The sequence below is a fragment of the Paenibacillus aceris genome, from assembly GCF_017874035.1.
Lineage (GTDB): Bacteria > Bacillota > Bacilli > Paenibacillales > NBRC-103111 > Paenibacillus_E > Paenibacillus_E aceris.
This window is the reverse complement of record NZ_JAGGKV010000006.1, coordinates 1-26,704: the sequence shown is the minus strand read 5'-3', so window position 1 is coordinate 26,704 and position 26,704 is coordinate 1. Positions and strand designations below refer to the sequence as shown.

Below are 26,704 nucleotides of genomic sequence, written 5' to 3'. Positions count from 1 at the left end.
ACTTGTGGGCTTAATAGGTGACTTGATATGAGATCCATGTATTTATTGCAGAAAATGGGACGTTCTTTAATGATTCCGATTGCGGTGCTGCCGGCGGCATCCATTCTTTTACGTATAGGCAAAATGACGTTTAGCGATCCTTTTCTTATGCAGGTGGCTCATATTTTTGAGTCGGGCGGAAGTGCGATATTTGATAATTTGCCATTAATCTTTGCGATTGGTATTGCCATCGGGTTGACGTCCGGAGACGGGATTGCAGCACTGGCAGCTACGGTAGGCTATCTCGTGTTTAACAATGTATTGCAGCTATTTCATGTCGGTACCGATTCGGCGGAGCGCTTGGATATGGGCGTATTTGGCGGCATGCTCGTCGGTGTGCTGTCCGCGACGTTTTTTAACAAGTTCCAGCATATTCAATTGCCCCGGGCATTAGGCTTTTTCGGCGGAAAGCGGTTTGTTCCTCTGCTGACTGCTATGGCGATGGTTTTTCTAGGGCTGCTGATGGGTTCCATATGGCCCCCGGTGCAAAGAGCGATTAGCGTTTTTGGTTTATGGATTGTAGATAATGGAAATATCGGCGTCCTCATCTACGGGATCATGAATCGTTTGTTGATTCCTACGGGCTTGCACCACATTATTAACAATATCGCCTGGTTTCAAATTGGGGATTATACAACAGCAACAGGTAAAATCGTACATGGCGACATCTCCCGATTTTTCGCGGGTGATCCGGAAGCGGGCATGTTCATGACAGGATTTTATCCCGTGATTATGTTTGGTCTTCCTGCTGCAGCCATGGCTTTGATTAAAAGTTCAGCGTCAGTCAATAAACAGCTGGTAGTTCCAGTTCTGCTGAGCGCCGGTTTGACCAGTTTCTTAACAGGTGTAACGGAACCGATCGAGTTTGCTTTTATGTTCGTAGCACCGGGTCTTTATATTATACATGCTTGCTTAACGGGCATTTCGATGCTGCTTATGAATGTCCTTCAAGTGAAGATGGGTTTTGGTTTTTCGGCTGGTTTTATCGACTTTGTACTCAATTGGCACTTGTCAACGAATCCATATCTCATTCTCATTGTTGGTGCAGGTTACTTTTTCGTTTATTATGTAACGTTCCGGGTGTATTTGTATTTCTTCCCGATGAAGGTATCCAGCCGTGACGAAACGGCTGTGCCGGAAGATGTGGCGGATCGTCCTCCTGTCGAAATCAAAGAGGATCGACCCACTCGTATTTTGAGACATATCGGCGGGCCGTCGAATATCATTTCAATTGATGCTTGCATCACGAGGCTGCGCTTGCTCGTCAACGAAGAGAAGCTCGTGATGGATAACGAACTCAAAGATCTTGGCGCGATCGGGGTTATCCGACTGGGAAAAGGTAATGTTCACGTCGTATTCGGTACGGAATCAGAGCAAATTCGAGAGAGTATCAAACCTATGCTTCACACGCAAAAAGACAAATCAGGACAAGCCTAAATTTACCGCGCAAAGTGACGTATGCCTTCGAAGTCTATTCCGATTACTTTGCGGGACCCCGAAATAAAGATTAGGAGGTGTCTTATGATTGAACGGACGATCATTCATGTACTCTCACACAATGTGGTGATGGCGCATTTGACATCAGGGAAAAATTCGATTGCATTTGGTAAGGGGATCGGCTTTAAGAAGACACCGGGAATGCCTATTGATGAAGCAGAAATCACACAAGAATTCCTTTTACATACCTCAGAGGTGCTTAGGAATTATGAACAAATCCTCAATGCGGTTGATGTGAAAATTATCGGGATCACGGAAGAGGTCATCGCTTACGCGCAGAGCATGTTGGAAGGCGACTTCTCGGAAACGATTCACGCATCGTTAGTAGACCATATCAATTTTGCGGTAGAACGGCAAAAACGAGGTATTTTCATCACGAATCCATTTGCTTATGAAATTGGTTATATGTACCCGGAGGAATATAAAGTAGCCAAGAAGTCGGTCGAGTTTCTCAATGAACATCTTGATGTCAAATTGCCGGAAGATGAGGTTGCCTTCTTGACGATGCATTTCAACAGTGCACGCAAAAAGGAGCAGGCGTCGGATTCCTTAGCGGTTGTCAGAATCGTATCGAAGACGATCGAATCGGCTAAAGAGTTAGGCTTTAACTTCGATGATTCCTTTTCCACATTGCGGTTCATCAGTCATTTGAAAGGTGTCATTGAACGGGTTAAACAAAGAAAGACACTGCAAAATACGCTGCTTGATAAAATTAAAGAAGAGTACGGAGACACCTATGTGAAGGCAAAAGTATTGTCGCTTATGCTCAGCGATGCTCTTCAAATGGAAGTTCCGGACGACGAAACCGGCTATCTCACGATGCATTTGGAACGACTGCTTCAGCGCTCAGAAGTCTAGAGTTTGGCATAGTGTAATCCTTTCCCTTGCAACCGTTATGGAGCAGGGATTTTTTGTTTGAAAAATAGGTTTGAGGCTTACAGTGGATTGCATAATTGCACATTGTCAGCTAAACTGACTGTTAGAGTCATTAGAGAACGGAGTGCATAGGACATGCTGTATAAGAAGTTAGCAAAACCGATTTTGTTTCGAATGGACCCTGAGAAGGCGCATCATCTGACCATTGACGGTCTAAGTGCGGTAACTCGTTTCCCAGGAGGAGCGCAGTTACTTAAATCGATGTACGGAGTGCAGAACTCACCTCTCATGAACCAGCGTATATGGGGACTGGAGTTTGCCAATCCGGTTGGTTTGGCCGCAGGATTAGACAAAAATGCAAAAGCAGTGAAAGGCTTCTCTCAGTTAGGCTTTGGATTCATGGAGGTTGGCACGATTACACCCAAGCCGCAACCAGGCAATGAGCTGCCGCGGTTATTTCGTTTACCCGAAGACAGGGCGCTTATCAATCGGATGGGCTTCAATAATGTAGGGACGGATGAGATGGCCCACAACCTGCAAAAGACAGGTAAACGTGATATTCCCGTAGCGATCAACATAGGTAAAAATAAAACGACTCCGAATGAGCAGGCCGAAGAGGATTATCGGGCTTGCATCCGGGAGTTATATACATATGGCGACTTCTTTGTCGTCAATATTAGCTCACCAAATACGCCGGATTTGCGTAATTTACAGCATGGGAATGATTTGAAGCGATTGCTTGATGCGGTTACAGCCGAGATGCAGCTTCAACAGACAAAGAATGGTCATACGGGCAAGCCTGTTCTCGTAAAAATAGCGCCTGATCTCACTGACGATGAGCTTGAATTAACCGTGCACACGATTAAGGACAGCGGAGTTTCAGGGATAATAGCGACGAACACCACACTTAGCAGAGCAGGTCTCGTTCATGCAAATCGTTCGCAAGCAGGCGGGCTTAGTGGAAGACCGCTGACAGAGCGATCCACTGAGGTCATTAGACGCGTCTATCAATTGACGGAAGGCAAGCTGCCGATCATTGGGGCTGGCGGGATTTTCACAGCTAGGGACGCCTATGACAAGATTCGGGCCGGGGCCAGCTTAGTTGAAGTTTATACAGGTTTAATCTATGAAGGTCCTGGCATTCTTACAAACATTAATAAGGGGCTTCAAGATTTACTCAAAAAAGATGGGTATACTCATATTTCCCAGGCAATCGGTGCAGATCACAACTGACTTCATTCGGAATGGAGGAAAAATCAATGGATGGACGAGACTGGAAGAAATTTCTCCTGCCTTACGAACAAGCGGTAGAAGAGTTGAAAGTGAAATTTAAAACGCTGCGCGGCGAACTCAAAAGCAGGGAAGAATATGCCCCCATTGAATTCGTAACTGGCCGCGTTAAGAAAATATCAAGCATGTTGGAAAAAGCGAAGCGTTTGAATGTACCGATGGATCAATTGGAATCCGGCATAGAGGACATCGCGGGCATTCGGATTATGTGTCAGTTTGTAGCGGACATCGAGCGTCTGGCTGAACTTATCCGCAGCCGGCAGGATATGAGTATTGTCTACGAGAAAGATTATATTACCAATAAGAAACCTAGCGGGTATCGGAGCTTTCATATTATTATTGAATATCCGGTACAGACAGCATTAGGGATGAAACGAATTCTGGCCGAGGTGCAAATTCGAACGCTCGCCATGAACTTCTGGGCGACAATTGAGCATTCCTTAAATTATAAATATAAAGAGCAACTGCCTGCTGATGTTAGGGCTCGTCTGAGTAAAGCGGCAGAGGCAGCTTATCTATTAGATCAGGAAATGTCCAGCATTCGCGGTGAAATTGTTGAATCGCAGAAAATGTTTGAAGATAACTCGAATTTAGTCAATAAAGTACTGAGCAACATTCAGGAGCTTTATTTCTATCATAGAGTTCGGGAAGCAGCTCAATTTCAGCTAAGATTCAACGAGATTTGGGAAACGGAAGATGGCTTAAGTGATCTGTCTTCCGATCTTGAGATCGCAATCGCCCGAGCAAAAAAAGGAGATCAAAACTGATCTATGGCTGCTTACGATCGTTTATATGTGGCTTACTTGTATTATTTTAATGAGCTGCGCGATTATTTTGAATGTCATGAAGTGATGGAGGAGCTTTGGCTGGAAGAAGGCCGGAGCCCTCTATATCAAGGTCTACTGCAGATTGCAGTGGGCCTTTATCATCATGCGAATGGAAACGTAAGCGGTTCCATTAAGCTTTTTTGCGCGGGATTGGATAAATTGGCACCTTATCCTGCGAATTCGCTCGGAATCGATTTAGGACGTCTGATCGAAGAAAGCAAGCTGTATGTGACAAAGCTCCACCGGATTGAAGAAGAACCCTTTGCTCCGTATGATCTCACCATCCATCTCATAGACCCGGAACTAGTTGAGCTCCTGGAAGAAATGAAGCAGCATCCACCCCAGCATGACGAGGAGGAAGGCAGCCATGATTGAGGTTCGCAAGTTGAGCAAATGGTACCAAGTCCACGAAAGAGAACCGGGCTTCATCGCATCGCTCAAAAGCTTGTATCACCGTAAGTTCCGAACGGTTAAAGCGGTAGACGATGTGTCTTTTTACATCCCGGAGGGTGAAATCGTCGCTTTTCTCGGACCGAATGGGGCTGGCAAAACAACAACGATGAAAGTACTGACCGGACTGCTGCATCCTTCAGGTGGTGAAGTGAATGTTGGTGGTTTTGTTCCTTTTCAGCATAAAAAGGAATTTAAGAAGCAGATTTCTCTGGTCATGGGGCAGAAGAGCCAACTGATCTGGGATCTTCCCGCAGCAGAGACGTTTCTTGTGAATAAAGTGATTTACGAAATTCCCGACCAAGCTTATGAAGAGACATTGGCTGATTTGGTGCATCTCTTGCAGCTGGAGGAAGTTATCCGCAAGCCGGTGCGACAGTTGTCGCTAGGAGAGCGGATGAAATGCGAGCTGGCTGCAGCGCTTCTGCACAGGCCCAGGATCGTATTTCTCGACGAGCCGACAATTGGGTTAGACGTGAATATGCAGGAAGTGATGCGTCGTTTCATTCAGGACTACAGCCGCAAGTACAAGGCGACGATTCTGCTCACGAGCCATTACATGGCGGATGTTACAGCTTTGTGTGAGCGGGTACTGGTCATCGGCAAAGGTCGCCTGTTATACGATGGAGCGATAAATCAGTTGGTAGAAAGGTATGCGCCTAATAAGCGTATTCGTCTTCAACTGGCGAAACGAACTCAGGAGCATGAACTTGAGGATGTTATCGACGGTATGGGAACATTAGTACACTATGCATTTCCAAATGTCGATGTGGATGTGCCCAGAGATCAAGTTTCCGAGCTTTCGGCAAGGCTTTTATCCAAGCTTAGCGTACTGGATTTGACGATCGAAGATCCATCCATGGAATCGGTGATCGCCCAAGCCTTTGAGGCGAAGACCGAAGGGGGAAGCATCGGGTCATGAAGGGATTGGCTCTATTTTGGCAAAAATATCGTATCCTGCTTCGGGTTGAGTGGGCGGTTATGTTTGCGTACCGAAGCGAATCGCTGATTTGGATGGTTGGAGCCTTTATTCAGCCGCTCGTCTCAATGGCCGTTTGGTTGTCGATAAGCAACAATCAAGCTGTAGGAGGATATAATGCACATGATTATATGGTGTATTTCCTAGGCGTTCTTTTGGTTGATCGTTTGACAAGCACTTGGGATGTATGGGAGCTGGACGCCAGTATTCAGGACGGATCACTGTCTACGAAACTCGTTCGGCCGTTCCACCCCGTACATTGGAGCATTTCACAAAACCTCGTATATAAATTGTTTTTCGCGTTGCTATTAATTCCGGCGTGGGCGATAGCGGCAGCTTTGTTCCCAATGCTAAGGCTGAATATTTCCTTGGAAATAATCATGCTGTTCTTCTGTGCGATTGTCTTATCTTCGATCATCCGTTTTCTGATTGGGTTCGAGTTTGGTTTGCTGGCATTTTGGACGAATCGGGCAACGGCAATTTACAGCCTCTACGAGGGGATTCATCTGTTTCTTGCAGGCCGGATAGCGCCATTAAGCATGTTTCCATCGTGGGTTGAGGGAGTCGCCGCATGGCTGCCCTTCTATGGAACTGTCGGTTTTCCGGTAGAACTGTTGGTTGGCAAAATCGAGGTGGGTTCGCCTGCTATCCTTCACAATTTCGCGATCCAAGCCGTTTGGCTCATCATCCTGTTCGTAACGTTTCGTTTGCTATGGAGGAAAGGCGTAAAGAAATACGGCGCTGTGGGCGGATGAGAAAGGTGGTGAGGTCGTTGATGAAATACGTACGATTATTTCGAGAATTCATGCGTGCTTGTTTAATTGAGGAGTTTGAGTATCGCGCTAATTTTGCCGCAAATGTTTTATCGACAGTGTTTTGGCTGGTAATGGCGATATTGACGGTGCAATTATATTTTTACCGGACACAAGAGATTGGTGGTTGGGACTTCTATGAAGTTCTTGTGCTGCTGGGCATCTTCAACGCGGTTCATGGGTTTATTGAATTTATTTTACAGCCGAATATGTCGCGCCTCGTTAATCACATCCGGAAAGGGACATTGGATTTCGTTTTGACGAAGCCCGTTGACAGCCAGTTTTTTATCAGCTTCAGACATCTTGTTTTCTGGCGATTATCAGACGTAGTACTCGGGCTTGCCTTGGTTGCCTATGCGCTGTGGCAGCTTCAGGCTATTCCTAGCTTGCTCATGCTGATGGAGTTTGCAATTGTTTTTTTGGCATCGCTTGTCGTGGTTTATTCACTTTGGATGGGCATGATGATGTTCTCCTTCTGGGCTGTGAAGGTAGACAATTTGTCTTATTTATTTAGTTCCTTTTTTGAAACGGCACGTTTTCCGGTTTCGGTTTACAAAGGTTTTCTACGCTTCACCCTAACGTATATTTTTCCGATAGCTTTCATTACAACTTTCCCTGCTTCGGCTCTCATTGGACGTATCAGCGGCTGGCAGGTTGCATGGAGCGTAGGCATTGCGCTTGTTTGTTTGGGATTGACACGAATTCTTTGGAAATTCGCCTTGCGGCATTATACAAGTGCAAGCAGCTAAATATCAGTGATGGATAGGGACTTCTCTCCGGATTGGGCAGAGGTCCTTTTTGCTGTTCAGCTGACATTTTATACATAATTTCATAGGTTGCAGGGAAAACTTTCCTTGAGCAGGCCTGATTCTAAAATGAATGTGGTGGTGGCGACAATGAGGAAATCATGGAGCAAGACGCTACATCAACTATTCACTCGTGACAAAATTCCAACCGTGCGATCCCGAGAAATGGAAGATCCTCTTTCGCAAACGAACATTTCTAGTGATAGCACGTTGAATATCGAGCAAATCAAAATAACCTTCGGCGATAGCGCCGATCTCAAAACCGGCGAGCTTTACCTGGAACTAGAAGCGGACTGCAAAATTGGCTTCGCTTACCTGGAACAGATGGTACATAGAACATTATTTCAGGATATTATGAACGGCTTAACTGCAAAATCGGCTGAATTCATAGAAGGCATCGAAACGGGGTTCTATGAACTGCCGGATTTAATGAAGAACGTTCTTCAGACTTTCGGAGAAGTCATAACGATCAGCGATTACAAAGAAGTGTGTTATCGGATTTTGTCAGGGGAAACCGTCCTATTTGTCGAAAATTATCCACAAGTACTATCTGTGAATACCTCATCTGAAGAACAGCGCTCGGTGGAGGAGCCAATGACGCAATCCGTGGTGAGAGGTCCTCGCGATGGATTCACAGAGTCGATTGGTACGAACATCTCACTCATTCGCAAGCGTATCAAGAGTCCGAACTTATGGCTGGAAAGCATGACAATCGGAAGAGTTACGCAAACAACAGTGTCGATCATGTACATCCATGGCATTGCGAACGACAAAATTGTAAATGAAGTACGGCAGCGGCTGGCACGAATTGATATTGACGGCATTCTGGAAAGCGGCAATATCGAGGAGCTCATTCAGGATGAAACGTTCACACCGTTCCCGACAGTTTACAATACCGAGCGACCTGATGTAATATCGGCTGGATTGTTGGAGGGGCGTGTTGCCATTTTGGTAGATGGAACACCCTTCGTGCTGGAGGCGCCTGTATTATTTACGCAGTTTTTTCAATCGGCGGAGGACTATTATCAGCGGGCAGAATTCGCAACGCTTATCCGTATTCTGCGCTATATGTGTTTCTTCATCTCTTTGATGGCACCTTCTTTCTATATTGCGATGACGACATTTCATCAAGAGCTCGTGCCCAGCTCATTGTTGTTCAACTTAGCGGCGCAGCGGGAAGGCATTCCTTTTCCAGCCTTTGTTGAAGCACTTCTGATGGAAGTGACCTTTGAGATACTGCGCGAAGCCGGTGTGCGGCTTCCCAAAACGGTTGGTCAGGCCGTATCCATCGTTGGTGCGCTCGTTATCGGGCAGGGAGCTGTGGATGCAGGGCTGGTTTCACCGGCTATGGTCATTGTTGTGGCGATCACAGCTATCGCTAACTTTGTGATTCCGGCTTTTAGCATGGGAATTCCCATACGAATCATTCGTTTTATTTTGATGATATTTGCAGCTACATTTGGCCTGTTCGGCATTACCGTTGGCTTAATCGCCATGGTCCAGCACCTCTGTTCCCTACGTTCGTTCGGAGTTCCGTACATGTCTCCTATGGCGCCGTTTGTATTAGCGGATCAGAAGGATACCATCCTCAGACTGCCGCAATGGGGCTTGTTCTCCAGACCTCGATTTATTAGTCAAAGGAATATTATTCGTGAAAACAATGCCCCGACTGCTAAACCAAGTCGAAAGTAAAGGGGAGCAGCCAATGAAAAGATTAGGTTGTATTCTTTGTACGCTAAGCTTACTTGGCCTTGTACTCTCAGGGTGTTGGGATCGGCATGAATTGAATGATTTGGCAATCACGGTTGGCGTGGGATTTGATAAAAGCGGGGATGAATACTTAGTTACTGCGCAAATCGTGAACCCTAATGAGGTAGCTTCGAAAAAAGGGGCAGGTTACAGCACGCCTATCACGACGCTTTCAGCGACGGGGATTTCAACGTTGGAAGCAGCAAGGAAATTAACGACTTCAGCTCCCCGTAAATTGTTCGCTTCCCATTTGCGCATTATCGTAATTGGTGAGGAACTTGCTCGTGAAGGGGTATCCAAAGTTCTGGATGGCATCACCAGAGATCATGAAGTTAGGTCCGATTTTTACATTATCGTTGCCAGAGGTACGACAGCCGCCAAAGTGTTGCAAATATTGACGCCAATTGAGAGGATTCCAGCGAACAAAATGTTCAAGACGTTAGAAACGTCAGAGAAGGCATGGGCACCGACGGTCAGCGTCCGCATCGATCAGTTTATAACCAATCTTAGCGAACCGACGACTGAAGCGGTATTAACCGGCATTCGAATTGAGGGGGACCCCGAGAAGGGGAAATCGAAGTCGTCCTTAGCGGAGACAAAACCTATCGCCAATTTGCAGTATACGGGGCTTGCTCTTTTTAAGCAGGACAAATTGATCGATTGGTTAAACGAGGATGAAAGCAAAGGATATAACTATATTATGGGAAATGTCAGAAGCACGATGGGGCATTTGGAGTGTCCCAAAGGTGGAACGTTAACCGTAGAAATCATTCGTTCCAAAAGCAAAGTCAAAGGGCAAGTGAAAAACGGCAAGCCCGAAATCAATGTTCACTTAATGTTGGAAGAAAATATAAGCGAAGTTCAGTGTGAGATCGATTTGTTGGATCCGGACACGATACATGAAATCGAGAAAATCGCCGTCAGCTCCTTGAAAAAAGTGATGACGTCCGCGATTAACAAAGCAAAAGAGAATAAAGCGGATATCTTCGGTTTTGGTGAGCTCATTGAGGATGCGTCTCCCACTGCATGGACGAAGTTAAAGCGAGATTGGCAAAATGAATTCGCGGAGCTGCAAGTGAATTTCTCCATAGATTTACATATTCGCCGACCAGGTACAACGAATAACTCCATTATTTTGCGGCCAAAGGAGGAGTGACTGCATATGTGGGTCATCTTCTCCGTGTTAATCATTGCTGCTCTCGCGGGGCTGCTGGAACTCCCAACCCTGCTCCGCAAACAGCTTGTAGCAGAAAGCTGGGTATTTTCTTCCCTTCTGTTTATCGGAACACTGCTATGCATTCTTCATTTTGGGAGAGTGAAGCTTCCGAATCCATTGGATTGGATTACGTATGTGTATCATCCAGTTAGTCAATTTGTTTTTGGCATTCTAAAATAGAGGTGAATCGCATGATTGAGAAGGGCAGGATAGGCGTCCATCAGTTTACAATATTGACCGTTCTGTTTACGATTGGCAGTTCTATCCTTATCGCTCCCTCGGGACTAGCCTATGATGCCAAACAGGATGCATGGATTGCTGCCATTTTAGGACTCTTAATCGGTTTGCTGCTCGTTGTCCTATACCTAGCTCTTGGTCAGCGGTTTCCCCAGAAAACAATGGTTGCCTACAGCGAGGAGTTAATGGGAAAATGGGTGGGAAAAGCCGTTGGTTTGTTGTATTTCTGCTTTTTCTTTCTTCTGGCCGCGTTGGTGCTTCGTAACTTAGGCGATTTTATTTCAACCCAAGTACTTGTAGACACTCCGCTGCAATTTACGCATATTTTCTTTCTGGCGGTCGTCATTCTGGGGATTCGAAATGGGCTGGAAACGTTTACGCGCACGTCGGAAATTTTTCTGCCCTGGGTGTTGATCTTTTTCTTCCTCATGTTCATTTTGCTTCCAACCCAAATGAAGACAAGCAATATACTGCCGATACTCGGGTATGGTCTTAAACCTGTTATACGTGCGTCCATTCCTCTGATTGGAACACCGTATTTCGAACTTGTCATTTTTTTAGTCATTATGCCATTCGTAAAACAGACGCAAAAGCTGGGCAAATCGTTTCTCGCAGGAGTTTCCATTGGGGGCTGCTTGATTGTTATCATCTCGGTTCTATCTATTCTAGTGTTAGGTGATGATTTAACAGCGGTGCAAATGTATCCGAGTTTTTCCTTAGCCCGAAGAATTTCCATTGGCAGTTTTCTGGAGCGGCTGGAGGTCATCATGGCGGGGATTTGGTTTATTACCATTTACTTCAAATTAACGCTTTGCTTGTATGCTTCTGCCGTGACCTTAGGTGAAATTTTTAAATTGAGTGAAATTCGTCAGCTATATATTCCATTGGGAATGAGCTTGGTCGTGCTTTCTGTCATCGCATACCCGAATGCGGCGTATTTCATTCAGTTTGCTTCTAAAATATGGGTCTTTTTTTCGGGTACGTTCGGGCTGATCATTCCCTTGTTATTATTCCTCTTAGCTATATTTCGTAAAAAAACCGTTGGCCAATAGAATAAAAAAAGCAGCGGATTCCGCTGCTTGGTCGTACATATTAACCTTTGTATTTTTGAAAGAAGGCTTTAAATACTTCAGGTGTGTTACCGCCAGCTGCTCCAGCCTCAGGAACTCCGCCAACGATACGATCAACTTCCTTACCGTCTTTGTAATAAACGAGGGTCGGTGTGGAGTCGATTTTATACTTTTCCCAGCCGTCTTTGAATTCTTCTAGATTGAATTGCTTCACATCAAGACCGAGATCCTTTTCCAAAGGAACAAGAACAGGAGTCGTCACTTTGCAGTGCGGGCAGGTGGATGCGTAATAATATTGGAAAAACGTTTCTTTGTTCTTCAGCCTTTGATCAAGATCTTTAGGCAGAATAAGATTCTGGTAGTTCGGATCATTTAGTTGTTTCACAGTTTCCGGGTTTAGCTTGGATGCCGCAACGCCGTACGGATTGTCTGCGTTTGCTTTATCCGAAGATTTGGTAGACTGCTGATTAACGAAATATAATCCCCCAAATAAAATAACGACAATGCCAAGGTAAATAAGCAACTTCTTCATTCCATGCACCTCATCTTGTGTTGTATACTTACTACTAAATTCGATAAAAAGTATAGCATATCCTGTTCGTATTTTGAAAATTATTGGCTGTTTCGTGACAGTTCAGCTATAATAGCGAAGATAAAAGAGGAAAGAGAAGAGATTAGATGACGAAGCAGCTGCCTCCCTTGTTTAGGGATAAAATGATGGATTTACTAGGGGAAGAGGAATTTGAGCAGTTTCTGGCCTCTTATGACCAAGCAAGATCCTTTGGTTTAAGAGTCAATACGGGAAAAATCGCGAAAGCTGACTTTTTGGATAAAAGTCCTTTTGTGCTGGAACCGGTGCCATGGGCTTCAGAAGGGTTTTACTATGAAGAAGGAGAACGTCCTGGCAAGCATCCTTATTATCATGCAGGACTTTATTATATTCAAGAGCCCAGCGCGATGGCGCCAGCAGAGTTGCTGCAGGTTCAGCCGGGGGATAAGGTGCTCGATTTATGTGCGGCTCCGGGGGGCAAGTCTACTCAAATCGCAGCGAAGCTGCAGGGCGAAGGCGTTCTTGTCGTGAATGATAACCATTCGGATCGGGTGAAGGCGCTAGTCAAAAACTTAGAGATTTTTGGCGTTCGGAACGCAGTCGTATTAAATGAGCGGCCGGAACGGATGTTGAACGTGTTTCAGAGCTACTTCGATAAAATATTAATAGATGCCCCTTGCTCTGGGGAAGGGATGTTCCGTAAGGAAGAGGATATGATGCTGCAGTGGGAGCGTCATACGGTACAGGAATTTGCCGGCATGCAAAGGGAACTGCTTGGACAAGCCGCGCAAATGCTTGCGCCGGGCGGTACGATTGTGTACTCCACTTGTACGTTCTCACCGGAGGAAAATGAGGCGCAGATTGCGGAGTTTTTGGATAGGCATCCTGCCTTTGAGGTGGTGCCGATTGAGCGTTTTGAATCTGGTCGGCCGGACTTTCTGCGTGAGCCGTGGTGCGAGGAGGACTATTCCACTCGTTCCCGGGAGGCGGTTGCTGGTACTGCCCGACTTTGGCCGCATCGTTTGCGCGGTGAGGGGCATTATGTGGCCGTGCTTCGGAAGGCTGGCGATGCTGGGGCGGAAGCTGGTGCTGGTGCCGCAGTAAATGCAGTTGCGGGACGAGATGCGGGGTTGAAAGCGAGTGCCAAACGAGATGCAGGGCTGAGAGCAGGAGCGGATGCCGACTTTGTGTCGGCATCGGGAGCGGGACCGCGCAGCGGTCGCGATGCGCTGCGTGGGAAGGGCCGCGCGGGGACTGATTCCCGCGTGAGTCTTGAGCCGCTGCAGGCATTCGAGGACGAGCTGCTTCGCAGCGAGCCTTTTGCCGACTTACGGCTCGTGTGTTACGGTGAGCACGCGTATGCGTCGCCGGCGAGCTTGCCTGAGCTGCACGGACTGAAGGTCGTGCGGCCAGGCTGGTACATCGGCGCGCTGCACCGCGGCCGATTTGAACCGTCCCATGCGCTAGCCATGGGACTGCGTATGCTCGAAGCCAAGCGAGCGCTGAGCTTGGATTTGAGCGACGAGCGAGCCCTTCGGTACCTGAAGGGCGAGACGCTCGAGGTCGCGGAGAGCGAGATTATCCGCGATCCGGAAGTGACCAAGGCAGCCAAAGGCTACTGCCTTGTCTGCATTGATGGGCATCCCGTCGGCTGGGGCAAATGGCTGGACGGGATGCTGAAGAACGAATACCCGCCTGGCTGGAGGTGGACCTAAGAGGTCATGAAACAAACACAACGGCTCGATAAAATACTCGCCCACGTGGGCATCGGAACGCGTTCCGAACTTAAACGTCTTGCTAAAGAAGGCGTGATTTATGTTAATGGAGTAAAGGTCAAGGACAGCGGGATGCAGGTCAATCCCGAGAAGGACATCATACAGGTAAACGGTGAAACAGTGCTCTACCGGGAGTTCGTCTACCTGATGATGAATAAACCGCAAGGCGTTGTTTCTGCTACAGAAGATAATCGTGATCGAACGGTGGTTGATCTTTTGGATGCGGCTTATGCGCCATTCGAAGTCTTCCCTGTTGGCCGATTGGACAAGGATACAGAAGGATTTCTCTTGCTTACCAATGATGGGAAGCTTGCACATAACTTGCTCTCTCCCCGTAAGCACGTCCCCAAAACCTACTTTGCTAGAGTAGAGTGGGAAGTCACGGTGGAGGATATCGAAGCATTTTCGCAAGGTGTAACCTTGGATGATGGTTACGAAACGCTTCCTGGTACTTTGAAAATTCTAAGTACCGGTAACGAATCAGGTGGAGTACTCTCCGAAATTGAGTTAACAATTATGGAGGGTAAGTTTCATCAAGTGAAACGGATGTTTCAAGCAGTAGGTAAGAAAGTTGTGTACTTAAAAAGAATTTCCATGGGGCCACTTGCTTTGGATCCGAGTCTGGCATTAGGTCAAGTGAGAGAATTGACGACTGAAGAGCTGACTGCTCTAACAAATGCCCACGAGGCTCAAAATTAGAGATTTACAAAACTACTAGTATATGGTATTTTTGGAGTAATGAAAATAAGTGTGCGGAAGAACCGCCCAAATCATCGATGCGTGTAGTGCATTTCGATGTCTGGGTGGTTTTTTATGCTTTTATTTTGGATTATGCGTGATTATTAGGTAGACATTTACAATTTTGTCATGCATACTACCGATAATGAATAGTCACATTTTTCCAAAAATAATACTCGAATATACAGAGAAAAGAGGTTTTTATGAAAAGAAGATTATCTGTTTTGGGAATCACAATGCTTTGTTTTGCATCAATTGGCTATGATGTCATGGACTCTTCTGCACAGAGTCCGATCCGTTTCAAAGACACAGCTCAGCATTGGGCGGAGCAAACCATTCAAACCGCAGTTGAAAAGAAGTACGTTGACGGCTATGAAGATGGAACATTTAAGCCTGATGCGTTCATCAGTCGCGCTGAATTTATTAAAATGGTCGTGTTGGCAACGGGGGAGAAAGTCAACCACGCCGATGGAGATGGATGGTTTCAGCCTTATGTGGATCGTTTGAAAGCGCTGGAGATTATCCCAGCCGAGTTTCCTGAGAGATACAATGAACCCCTGCAAAGATACGAGATGTCTATTTTGAGTGTGCGAAGTGTTGATAAGACATTGAAAGGCTCTTTGGTTGACTCTACGAAAATGGGATTGATTCATGGTGTAAGCAGGACTGATCTGGACGTGTATGGGACTAGCACGCGTGCGCAGGCGATTACGGTCATTGAGCGGATTCTTAGTGCTAGAAAGGGCGAGAAGCTGCCGATTGATAAGTATGCAGCTAGTGCGGCTGAGATTGCTGCTACTGGGAGTAATGTGGGGACGATGTTGGGGTTGAAGGCGAAAGAAGTAGGAACTGAGTGGCCATATGGTACTGGTGTAACTGTTAAGTTAAACCAATTAATTATTGCTGATCCATCTGATCCTGATGATCCTTATATGAGTTTGATTGATATGAACAGCTTTGATAAATCTTTAGATATATCCAAAAATGTAGTTGTACTTGCTAATTTCACAGTTACAGTAGGTGATGCAGGTGTTAACAGTGATAGGGACCTAATACCACAGCAATTATTAACTTTAATTGATCAAACCGATCAATTACTCCTTTCAGAGCAGCAACTCAAACGTTGGATTCGTTTTAACTCTCCACAAGTTCAAACAGGATTTGTAGCATACACATGTTACATAGAACATGCTAGATGGGGATTTAATTTCGATATCCTTGGTAAAAGTGTATTCATGGCAAATAATTAGGGGTGAATTACCTGAGAATTCTTGCACTTAGTATTATTCTATATTTAATTTTTCTTGAGATATTAGTTTCTTTTGCCCATCCTGCAAACGCTTATGCTGCAAGTATTAAAAAATTGTACTATAACTTTGAATTGGGTACGTTCACTGAATCACCAAATAAAGTTCAATACTCTGCATCGTCATTTAAAAGTTTTAACGAAGATATAAGTAAGTTTGTTTCAGGTACTATTACAAAAGTAACACTGAATAATAATGATTTAGATAACTCATCTACAGTTTCTTTTTCTGGAAATTCCATCGTAGTAAATTCACTAAGTGGTGAAAAAGCAATTGTTTATGGCAAATCTGAAACAAAGCCTATGCATCAAATATATAGGCAACCTGAAGGTCAAATATGGGAACACAAAGGTAGTAAAACAGTTCCAATTGAGTTTGACGGAGTTTTTGGAAGGCCCAAGTCTCCATACCCAGGTATAATTCCACAATTTGGCCGCAAAAGATATACAACAGACTCGTTTAACTACTCAACTACATTAAATAACGGCCCTGATCTTCGTTATACATACGACTCAGAACAATACTACAAAGATGGTAGCTCAAACACGAATGCAAGCGGTGACAAGGTAAAGGACTATAGTAAAGTAGGTTATGCTGTAACCACGGCGTATGAAGTTAACAGGCCTGATATTTGGTTTATTTCTTCCAATATGGCTAGCATGAATCCAAATGATCCCAATATCATTATTAACGACGGAGATAAGTTGGTACAAGATAGCATAAAAATTTATGAAGCTGAAAAGTACAGTTTGTCCTACAGTGCGATTCCTTTATCAATTGGTCAAGGCAATAATCCAGGTCAAGGAATGATTCGAACTATGATGTTACTTGACGGTAGTGTACTAATGGAACAAATATTTGATGAGCCCGATTCCGACGGATCCGGAGGACTCTCTCGAAATTACCAAATGTACGCCATAGGCCTATGGAAAGGAGAAACCTACAAATACCAAACCTACATCGAAGTCACCTACACCCCTCCAAACAAACCCGATCTAGCAGCATTATCCATTGATGCAGGCAGTTGTGTCCTCTCTGGTGCTAGTACTAACCTCAGTATCAAGTTCAAAAACTCAGGTGTTGCCATCCCGAGCGGTACTTCCTTCCAAGTGACTCTAGCCGCTGATGGCGCTGTTTTCAAGACTTTTACCTATACGGCAGGACTACCGCCCGGAGAGACGAAAAACGAGACAACTCCCTACACCTTCAACAGTGTGAAAAGCATCACACTAACCGTCGATTCCAATGACGATATCTCAGAATCAACTTCCTCGAATAATGTACTTTCTCAAATTATTAATCCACAAGCCAGCTGCACACCCACTGGGGGCAGTTACTCCGGCAAAACTTCAGCCGATAAGTCTTCTATTTCATGGAAAGAATCCAACATCATCAAGGCAGATTGGACAATACCCTCCAGTTGTACACCAGTTAGAGGGCGCTTCATTCTATCTCAGACGACTGGTGAGTATATTCAATATGGCTGGAGTACACTAAGCAGCACGTCTACGAACGATATGTCTATTTTTGCTTATGGAATGATGGGCTTCATTGGCTACCCTGGTAACGTACAAAGCGGACAAGTAGATGTTTCATACAAACTTGAGGATAGCTGTGGAGGAACTTCTTATTTTTATGAAGGGAAGTTTACAGTGGGGCCGAAACCTCCCAATAGACCGCCGCAGTTCGAAATCGGATGGTTTCCAGACAATGATTACTTCAGTCGTACACCCATATCTGAGGCAGTTCTCGGCGACAAGGTAAATGTGAGGCTGCTGCCTGAAATGGCACCTAATCATTATGATCCAGACGATGATTTTGTATCATTCGAATGGCTGTTCACGAACAGCTCAAGCGTTTGGATCAAAAGTTTCCCTTCCTTGGGTTATTTAAAAGGAGAGGATAAACTGACATGGCTAACGGCATCAACAGCCGGCGAGCACACGATTTCAGCAAAGATGTGCGACGATAAAGGGGCCTGTACGCAAAAAGAGGCCACCATCACAATCACTCGTCCTGAGCCTGATCCTTGTATGAATGTACCTAGTCGTGTCGTGCAAAATCGTCCTTTAGCCACGAACGCTATCAATGGAGCATGCAGTCGTGCAGCCAAGAACAGAACAATATCGGAGTACTTTTGGACGAATAATCTTCCAGTTTACCCCAACGTCGGTACAGAAACGGTCACTCTCGAAGTCAAAGATAACTATGGAGTACGGAGCCTACCGGAAAATAAAGCGATCAAAAACCTTCATGTTGTCGAGGATAAGCCTCCTGTTGCTTTGATTGACCTCCCGCTTTTTGCGGTTCGTGGAAACGTACCGTTCAGAGATATTTCTTTTAGCCCAGACGGAGATGTCATTGTAGAGACAGCGATTACCTATGTGTATGACAGCAATAACGATGGAATTTTTAATGATCACATGCCGCTCAATATTCCTATAACTGTTGGCGGATCTGCATTGCTCCCAGCTAACAAGGTAGGGAAATATAAATTAACGGTTAAAACAAAGGAAGACTGGGGGTTAACAGACACCAAATCATTTGTAATCGATATCAAAAATGATTCTCCCGAGGTCGCATTTACGGTTACAAGCGCCAATCCAGAACCCCCTTTGTTTCAAACGGTAAACGAGAACGAAATGCTAATGGCTTTTGGAGATCAATGGGAAGGTTCAACGTTAACAAATACAAATCTACATAAAACAAAAGATCTTGGTTTAACGTATAACCCTGTTACTAAAGGATTTACTTCTCATTATGCAAAAGCACCATACAAGGCTCCGGCCAATGGTTTGATTTTTACTAATGCGGTGGAGACCGTGGGTCTTAATGAAGGAAGCAGCTACAGCATTCCTCCTTTATATGGCACTCAATACTTAGGCAATAAAAGCGGAGTAGCTGTTCGCGGTGCTATCCCCTACACGGTACAAATGGTTGATTGGCAAGGAATACCTTATGGGCAACCTTCGACTACTCAGCTTAGTGGAGATAACGCCACGCCTACAGCTAGCAATACTGGCAATTACTTAGCATATGACGCTAAAGGGGGAAGCTATAGTTTATCCTGCAGATATTACTATGCGAATATGTCAAATGATAATGATATCTATCATTGGTGGTGTGATTATACGAGAAAGGATGCCTCCGGCCTAATTTCATGGGTTAAGAGCTTCGAGAGTTTAAGTTATTCGGTTTCTAGTTTTTTTGTTCTTCCTACCCAGCCTTACCAAGTTGCGAATGCCAGCAATATGGAAATCAATGATGACGGCACGAAAATAAAAATACCATTTTCTCTTTTTAATCCCAGTTCCTGTATAAACTGTGGTGGTGGAGATCCTTCGCTTTGGTATGACGTGGAAACGGGTCGTGAAGTGCCTGCAGCAACGATTACCAGACCAAGTTTAGGAAGTGGTGCTATCTTTGAAGACTCCGAAGTAGCAGTCTATGCTCATCAAGATTATGTGAGCACATATAGCAACGCTAATTATACAAATAGTGGCAGGAGCTCAACTTTTAGAGGAACATACACGAATTATCTGACTTCGTATAACAAACAAACGGGTCTTACCAAGCGTTTAGATGTCAGTACGGTCAATCGAGACGATAGCAGTGAATCCCGGGATGGAAGTGTAATCAGAGGAGACGGTTCGGATCGATCAACCAGCTCAATCACACAAGTGAAATGGGATGTTTCCGAGGATGGATATGTGTACATTGCAGATGGATTTAATAAGCTGATTGTCGCAGACAAATTTGCTGCTAAGATGGCAGAATATACAACAGCTAATGTACGTCCCAAGGACTATCACAGTAATGAGCAAACTTTGTACGAAGACAGACAGTTCACGATAGCAGCTTCCGGATTTGGAGCAGATGGCGAATATTACTTGCAGTTGCAGGAGCGATACCAAAAGCTTAGAAGGTATAATTTTAAATGGGAATCTTGCGGCAGCTCCAGTGTCGGCAGTTACGTATCAAGCTATGACGAAGATACAACGGGTTCGTTTAATAAATATTACTTTTACACCATTAAGGGTGAAACGGCTAGTCCTAAAGTGTACGCTTCCTCTGAGGTTGGTCAAATTCTTAAAAAAGATGCCGATATTGCTGATGCAGATTACTATTTTGACTTTATGCAAACGAGTTTGAACAATAGCTTAAAGACACCTTCGGGCTTTAGTTTTAGGGCACAAAATAACAATAATATGTACAGGCTGGAATTGACTTCGAACCGCATATCTTTCGTGAAAATAGTAAATGGGAATCGTTCCGAGCTAAGATCAAGCCCTATTAATCTAAGTACAACAGATTTTATAAACCTCAAGATTTCAGTTAGAGGGTCAAAAGTGAAGGTCAGAGCAGGGCAGCTTCCCATCTTTGAAGCATCAGATTCTACGTTCGCTTCAGGGACCTACGGAGCATTCATAGGGAGCTTTGGTTCTCATTTGCGAAACGTTTTTGTTAAAATTCCGATTGTTGATAACACGACAATAAGTGATATGGGAATTGTAGGAGAAGAAATTATCTACGGAACTACGTATAATGACCCAGAGAACGATCCGCATCTTATTGTTAAAGACAAATGGAAGTATGAGCATACGAATGCAACCAAATTTTTGGACGCAGTGGATGGACAAAGTGGGCTATCCGTCTATCATGGTCAAACTTTAATGGGCGGTCCTGTGAAAATACTGGATAAAGTTGGTTTGTATAGACTGACCTATATCGGCGCTGACGACCCGGCTCCACAAGGTTATGCTTTTCCTAACGGGACTTTTGCCAGTTACTTATCCGAGTCCGATCCCTATTCGAGAAATATTTTGATACACCGAAAACCGATAGGTAAGATAAACTGCAGCCAGGATTTGTATGGCAAGGTAACGTGCGATGATTCAATGAGCTATGACCCGGATCGATGGTTATCTTCTGCCAATTACTCTACCGAGTCAACAGGAATCAACTATGCTGCAACAAAAGGTATACTTGATCGCAGATATGAATATATCCTTCCGGATGGAACTACGGTAGCGGGACTTATCGACCGGGTTAAAGAGATGGGTCTATATACGTTCAGGGTGGCTGTAAAAGATGAATATGGCGCATGGTCTGACTGGGCAGAAGCGTATATTTGGTTAAATGTCCCTCCTGTGAATCATCCGCCATTTGTTGATATTACGAATCCTTCCAGCGGTGATTTTAGCAACCCATCAGGGGCGCCGGCATCAAATCCGCTGCTCACATGGAATGCTGTGGATTATGACGCGGATAGCTACATTGTAAAATCTGAAATCGATATTCAATATTATTTGTATGACTACTACAGTAATCCGCAGTATAGGTGGGTGAGTCAGTTTTATCCTGCTATTTCTAATAGCAGTAACCTCAAAAGTGAAGGCATTACAGTTGGCTTAAGCTATACTCTTGCATTGTCATTGCAGGAGAATCGGGTTTACAAGGCAAGGATTCGCGTTCAGGACGAGAAAGGGGCATGGTCGGAATGGTCTGAGAAATATTTCAGTAAGGGATATCCTCCATCCACTGCTCTAACTTTTCCAAATGGGACACGAGCGAATCCGACTCCGATTGCTGGCGGGCTGCTAATTCCTTCATGGAATCAAACGGATCCAGACGTACCAACGGAATATAAAAGCTTCCAATACAGAATCCTCGACGAAAATGGAGCTCAAGTTACTTACAATTATTACGGAAATACAAATAATGCAGTTCTAGGTGGCAGCTACGCTCACGGGTGCAGATATGATAGTGATTCCAGTACATGGCGTGGATGTCAGTATTATACGATGAATAATTTTTGGACCGCTCATCCCGTAGAGCAATTTGGTTTGTCGGTACTTGCAGGAATGCCTGGTCCTTATCAAGTTCAGGTTCGTGTGAATGACGGTAGATACTGGTCGGAATGGTCCAACTCAGGATGGTTCGTGCGTGTTGTTCCTGTACAATCTGCGTAGAAATACGTAATAAAAACAGGGGGTTAATTTTAACCTAACTCTATACTGATTTATCAGGGGAAGTACCTGATGTGTTAGAAAACTGGCTAACACTCCCTAATCCTCCGATATGCATTAACAGACACCTCTGTTAATGTATAAAGCTCGGTGAAGACGGCGAAAACCAGACCTGCGAAGTGGTTAAGGAAGTAGTCGGGGGGCTATAAAATGACTATGCTGAGAATGACTGTCTGGAACGACAATCTGACGAAGCTTCGAATGTACGGCTCGTAACCGAGGGGCATTCTAAAGTAAAGAAGAATGCTGCTCCCCTCAGAGGGAGTGTTACCGAAGGTAAACTATTCAGCCATGGAATACCTTCACTAATCCTACAAGGGTTTAGAGTTCTGCGTCCTCCAGTTGTGGACAAAAGAATGGTAACCGGGTCATAGAAGTCAGCTAAGGTCTTATGTAAAGCTAAAGTATAGGGAACAACAGAACCACAGCAGGAAATGTAAAGGGTAGGTGAACCCAATGTTCCTAAGTATGGAGGAAATGCCTACTGAAGCTGTGGGGCAGCAGCCCGTAGTAGTCCGAGAATGGGAAAGCCATTCACATGGCGAAGGGGCATAGTCTAAGTTTTACAAGTAACAATTCAAACCGTCAAGGAAGCCGTAGGCGCACCTGACTAAAACCAACATCCCTCCGAAAGGAGGTGTTCCGTTGGCACAAAAATTTGACTATCTAAGAACTGAATCTGAATTACGATCTTGGCAAGACGAAGTATATGCTATTTCCAAGAAGAAGTTTGAAGATGGCGAAAGACCAATATTCAAAGGACTAATGGAAAAAGTCTTGTCTGAACCCGTTATCCTTACAGCTATACACAATATCAAAGCCAACAAAGGGAGTAAAACGCCCGGAAGTGATGGATTAACCATTAGGGATGCTTTCCTTCGGAAACGATACGATGAAGTTGTAAATACGATCAGAACATCGTTATCCAATTACAAACCCGAACCGGTTAGACGAGTATGGATACCCAAGCCTGGTAAAAAAGAGCTAAGGCCACTCGGTATCCCCACCATTGCCGACAGAGTCATTCAAGAATGTGTAAGGATCGTAATTGAACCCATCCTAGAAGCACAATTCTTCAAACACTCATACGGATTTCGACCTATGAGAGACTCAAGCATGGCTTTGGAAAGAATAACTCATCTCGTTAAGCTGACCAACTACCATTGGGCAATTGAAGGGGATATTAGTAAATTCTTTGACAATGTAAATCACAGTATTCTCATTAAGAGACTGTGGCACATGGGGCTCAGAGATCGTAGATTACTAATGGTCATCAAAGCGATGCTTAAAGCTGGTGTTATGAACGAAACAAAAGAAAACCCTTTGGGTACTCCCCAAGGAGGAATCATTTCACCACTATTAGCTAACGTATATCTTGACTCCTTTGACCAATGGGTTGGCAATCAATGGGAATGCAAGCCGACGAGTTATAACTATTCGCTTCAAAACAAAAAGATTAGAGCACTTAAAAAAACTAATCTTAGGCCTGCATATCTCATTCGCTACGCCGACGACTGGGTTATCCTAACCAATACGAAGAAAAATGCTGAGGAATGGAAACGTAACATCACGGACTATCTTAAAGTCAAACTTAGACTTGAGCTTTCTGAGGAAAAGACTTTAATAACGAACATCAAGAAAAAGTACGTTAGATTCCTAGGATACGAGTATAAACTTGTCAAAACTCCGAATAGCAACGACTACGTTAAACGAACTATGCCAAACAGGGTAAAGTTGGAAAGTAAAGTTAAAAGCACCCTCTATGAGATCAAAAGGTTGAGAAAACTCACGAAAATTGAGGATGTCATTCACGGCATCAACCTAATCAACAGCAAGATCAGAGGATTGATTAACTATTACGAGCACACCACCTTGGTCAACGTAGTTCTCAGAAAGTACTCGCAAATACTTGGTTACGCAGGGATCAACTCTCTGAAAAGATTCAAGGCAAAATGGGAGCCAGCCAATAAAGTCTACAATTTGAGTTCCATTCATTCCAAGTACAGAACACGCCTTGCTACAATCAAGTACATGGATACACTGATTGGTATAACGTGCATACGATTTTGTAGTTGGAATAAAGTGTACCCTAAGATCCCCGAAGAAACGCCCTATTCCGAACGTGGTAGAGAATTATTTCAATGGCGCACGGGGAAGAAACCATTACAGGTTCGAGCAGATGAATTGCTTTCTATTCAACTATCTGAGCTTATATCTAGGGGCATGACTCGAATTAAATATAACTTCGAGTACTTCATGAATCGAGCTTACGCATTCAACCGCGACAAAGGTAGATGCAAAATTTGTGGCACTGACATTGGGGATGATTTGGAAACTCATCATATTGACCCCAAGCTCTCTATTGACCTAGTCAACAAAGTTCAAAACTTAGCGAGTACTCATAAATCGTGTCACAAGCTTATTCATGACAAGGAAGATCACTCTCACCTCAACCGTCGAACATGGAAGAAGATTCTGTTTTATAGAGAAAAATTGAATTGTTCCTTGTAACTCATAGATGGAACGCCGTATGCGATGAAAGTCGCACGTACGGTGTGAAGGAGGGGAAAAGGAGATCCTAACGTTTAGTCGAGGATTATCCTCACCTATTCCTATACTCTGAACAGACCTCCATCTGCGATAATGAAGATACCAAATGGGACGCAGGCTGCGCCGACAATTTTCTCGGAGCTTCGGCCAACGTTTCAATGGACGCAAACGGATCCTGATCCAGGTACAATCTTCAGTTATTACCAGATCCAAATTACCAATGAAGCTAATGATGTCATGGTATTGGATTCGGGGCAATTCTATCAAGGAACGGCTTCAAACCAGGGCATTTGGCAAGTTAATCGCGAGCTTCCTCCTGGTCAGATACTCCGAGTCAGAGTCAGAGTGTTCGATGGAACTACGTGGTCTGATTACTCCGAACAAACATGGTTTGTGCGTGTTGTTCCTGTACAATCTGCATAGAAATATGCAATAAAATCAGGAGGTCTTCAGACCTAACTTTGTATCGATTTAACAGGGGAAGTTCCTGTTATGTTAGAAGATTGGCTAACATTCCCTAATCCTCCGATATGCAATAGAAAACACCTTTTCTATTTGTATAAAGCTCGGTGAAGACGGTGAAAACTGGACCTGTGAAGTGGTTAAGGAAGTAATCGGGGGGCTATAAAATGACTATGTTGAGAATGACTTCCAAAAGAAGTCTGACGAACCTTTGAATGTACGGCTCGAAAGTTTGAGGCATTCTAAGTTACAGAAGAATGTCGCTCCGTTATAGGGGTGCTACCGAGGATAAACTATTAAACCATGGAATATCTTCACTAATCCTGTAAGGATTAGAGTCCTTAGTCCACCAATCATGGGCAAAAGGATGGTAACCGGGTCAAAGAAGGCAGCTAAGGTCATATGTAAAGCTGAGATACAAGGAACAACAGAACCACAGAAGGAAATGTGAAGAGCAGGGGTGCTCAATGTTCCTAGGCAAGGAGGAAATGCCTGCTGAATCTGTGGGGCAGCAGCCCGTAGTAGTCCGAGAACGTGAAAGCCGTTCACATGGCGAAGGGGCATAGTCTAAGAAATTATATTAATAAATCAATCCGTCAAGGAAGCCGTAGGCGCACCTGACTAAAACCAACACCCTTCCGAAAGGAGGTGGTCTGTTGGCACAAAAATTTGACTATCTAAAAACCGAGAGAGATTTACGTATATGGCAAGATGAAGTATATGCTATTTCCAAAGGGAAGTTTGAGCAAGGTAAAAGACCTTCCTTTAAGGGATTAATGGAAATAATTTCGTCCGAGCCTGTGATCCTAACAGCAATTCACAATATCAAAGCCAACAAGGGTAGCAAGACCCCCGGAAGCGATAGCCAATCCATCAGAGAAGCATTTCTTGAGAAAGGGTACGATGAAGTAGTCGGCCAAATACAGGAAATGATGAAAAACTACAACCCGAAACCTGTTAGAAGAGTATGGATACCTAAACCAGGAAAAAAAGAGTTAAGACCTTTAGGGATTCCAACAATCGCTGATAGAGTTATACAAGAATGTGTGAGAATTGCAATAGAGCCGATTTTAGAAGCTCAATTCTTCAAATATTCTTTTGGTTTTCGTCCGATGAGGGACTCAAAGATGGCTTTGGAAAGGATAACTAACCTAGTCAGGGAGACTGGCTACCATTGGGTCATTGAGGGTGATATAAGTAAGTTCTTCGACAAGGTAAATCACAGTGTGCTACTAAAAAAATTATGGCATATGGGATTGAAAGATCGAAGATTACTAATAATCATCAAACGAATGTTAAAAGCTGGCATCATGGATGAGATTAGCGAGAATCCAATTGGGACACCCCAAGGGAGACCTCCGAAAAAGTCAGTTATCAATGCTAATTTAACCCCAAATATATCTATTAATAGAATATAATAGAAATATAGATTCGTTATTTGGAGG

General features: G+C 44.4%; 20 protein-coding genes. 19 read left to right on the top strand and 1 reads right to left on the bottom strand.

Annotated features, from left to right (window positions below; all coding sequences use genetic code 11):
* Positions 1-27: 27 nt before the first annotated feature.
* The 12 genes from J2Z65_RS12875 (at position 28) to J2Z65_RS12820 (ending at position 11,830) form a co-directional block, all read left to right on the top strand.
* Complete coding sequence (locus tag J2Z65_RS12875) at positions 28-1,476, top strand: PTS transporter subunit EIIC (RefSeq protein WP_240159802.1); 1,449 nt, start codon at positions 28-30, stop codon at positions 1,474-1,476.
* A gap of 84 nt (positions 1,477-1,560) precedes the next feature.
* Positions 1,561-2,394: a PRD domain-containing protein gene (locus J2Z65_RS12870; protein ID WP_167060445.1), complete on the top strand. Its 834-nt coding sequence runs from the start codon at positions 1,561-1,563 to the stop codon at positions 2,392-2,394.
* 153 nt (positions 2,395-2,547) lie between these two features.
* Entirely contained in the window at positions 2,548-3,645 is a 1,098-nt protein-coding gene (locus tag J2Z65_RS12865) for a quinone-dependent dihydroorotate dehydrogenase (RefSeq protein ID WP_167060442.1), read from the top strand.
* Positions 3,646-3,671: 26 nt separating this feature from the next.
* Entirely contained in the window at positions 3,672-4,469 is a 798-nt protein-coding gene (yjbM, locus tag J2Z65_RS12860; protein ID WP_167060439.1) for a GTP diphosphokinase, read from the top strand.
* Between the two features lie 3 nt (positions 4,470-4,472).
* Positions 4,473-4,904 (top strand): DUF309 domain-containing protein, encoded by a 432-nt coding sequence (locus J2Z65_RS12855; RefSeq protein ID WP_167060436.1) that lies wholly within the window; start codon positions 4,473-4,475, stop codon positions 4,902-4,904.
* A complete protein-coding gene (locus tag J2Z65_RS12850; protein WP_167060433.1) occupies positions 4,897-5,901 on the top strand; it encodes an ABC transporter ATP-binding protein in 1,005 nt (334 codons plus the stop codon). The genes J2Z65_RS12855 and J2Z65_RS12850 overlap by 8 nt, the downstream gene beginning before the upstream one ends.
* Positions 5,898-6,713 carry an ABC transporter permease gene (locus J2Z65_RS12845; RefSeq protein ID WP_167060430.1) on the top strand — a complete coding sequence of 272 codons (816 nt, stop codon included), beginning with the start codon at positions 5,898-5,900 and terminating at the stop codon, positions 6,711-6,713. Before J2Z65_RS12850 ends, J2Z65_RS12845 begins: the two co-directional genes overlap by 4 nt.
* Positions 6,714-6,730: 17 nt before the next feature.
* Complete coding sequence (locus J2Z65_RS12840; protein WP_167060427.1) at positions 6,731-7,519, top strand: ABC transporter permease; 789 nt, start codon at positions 6,731-6,733, stop codon at positions 7,517-7,519.
* Between the two features lie 147 nt (positions 7,520-7,666).
* Complete coding sequence (locus tag J2Z65_RS12835) at positions 7,667-9,268, top strand: spore germination protein (protein WP_240159801.1); 1,602 nt, start codon at positions 7,667-7,669, stop codon at positions 9,266-9,268.
* Between the two features lie 13 nt (positions 9,269-9,281).
* Positions 9,282-10,481 carry a Ger(x)C family spore germination protein gene (locus tag J2Z65_RS12830; RefSeq protein WP_167060424.1) on the top strand — a complete coding sequence of 400 codons (1,200 nt, stop codon included), beginning with the start codon at positions 9,282-9,284 and terminating at the stop codon, positions 10,479-10,481.
* A 6-nt stretch (positions 10,482-10,487) separates the two neighbouring features.
* Complete coding sequence (locus tag J2Z65_RS12825; RefSeq protein WP_167060421.1) at positions 10,488-10,721, top strand: hypothetical protein; 234 nt, start codon at positions 10,488-10,490, stop codon at positions 10,719-10,721.
* Between the two features lie 11 nt (positions 10,722-10,732).
* Positions 10,733-11,830 (top strand): GerAB/ArcD/ProY family transporter, encoded by a 1,098-nt coding sequence (locus J2Z65_RS12820; RefSeq protein WP_167060418.1) that lies wholly within the window; start codon positions 10,733-10,735, stop codon positions 11,828-11,830.
* A 40-nt stretch (positions 11,831-11,870) separates the two neighbouring features.
* Here the strand turns inward: J2Z65_RS12820 and J2Z65_RS12815 are convergent, their stop codons facing one another.
* Positions 11,871-12,380, bottom strand: a complete 510-nt coding sequence (locus J2Z65_RS12815; RefSeq protein WP_167060414.1) for a thioredoxin family protein — start codon at positions 12,378-12,380, stop codon at positions 11,871-11,873.
* A gap of 146 nt (positions 12,381-12,526) precedes the next feature.
* Here J2Z65_RS12815 and J2Z65_RS12810 point away from each other — a divergent pair, with 146 nt between their 5' ends.
* The 7 genes from J2Z65_RS12810 (at position 12,527) to J2Z65_RS12780 (ending at position 26,677) form a co-directional block, all read left to right on the top strand.
* Positions 12,527-14,113: an RsmB/NOP family class I SAM-dependent RNA methyltransferase gene (locus tag J2Z65_RS12810; protein ID WP_167060411.1), complete on the top strand. Its 1,587-nt coding sequence runs from the start codon at positions 12,527-12,529 to the stop codon at positions 14,111-14,113.
* Positions 14,114-14,119: 6 nt separating this feature from the next.
* Positions 14,120-14,872 carry a pseudouridine synthase gene (locus J2Z65_RS12805; RefSeq protein ID WP_167060408.1) on the top strand — a complete coding sequence of 251 codons (753 nt, stop codon included), beginning with the start codon at positions 14,120-14,122 and terminating at the stop codon, positions 14,870-14,872.
* A 242-nt stretch (positions 14,873-15,114) separates the two neighbouring features.
* The gene (locus J2Z65_RS12800) at positions 15,115-16,161 is read left to right on the top strand and encodes an S-layer homology domain-containing protein (protein ID WP_167060405.1); all 1,047 of its coding nucleotides are present in this window, start codon (positions 15,115-15,117) and stop codon (positions 16,159-16,161) included.
* Between the two features lie 2 nt (positions 16,162-16,163).
* Positions 16,164-22,190 carry a CARDB domain-containing protein gene (locus tag J2Z65_RS12795; RefSeq protein ID WP_167060402.1) on the top strand — a complete coding sequence of 2,009 codons (6,027 nt, stop codon included), beginning with the start codon at positions 16,164-16,166 and terminating at the stop codon, positions 22,188-22,190.
* A 702-nt stretch (positions 22,191-22,892) separates the two neighbouring features.
* Positions 22,893-24,758: a group II intron reverse transcriptase/maturase gene (gene ltrA / locus J2Z65_RS12790; protein WP_167060399.1), complete on the top strand. Its 1,866-nt coding sequence runs from the start codon at positions 22,893-22,895 to the stop codon at positions 24,756-24,758.
* A gap of 132 nt (positions 24,759-24,890) precedes the next feature.
* Positions 24,891-25,220 (top strand): glycoside hydrolase family 78 protein, encoded by a 330-nt coding sequence (locus J2Z65_RS12785; protein WP_167060396.1) that lies wholly within the window; start codon positions 24,891-24,893, stop codon positions 25,218-25,220.
* A gap of 695 nt (positions 25,221-25,915) precedes the next feature.
* Entirely contained in the window at positions 25,916-26,677 is a 762-nt protein-coding gene (locus J2Z65_RS12780) for a reverse transcriptase domain-containing protein (protein ID WP_167060393.1), read from the top strand.
* Positions 26,678-26,704 lie beyond the last annotated feature (27 nt).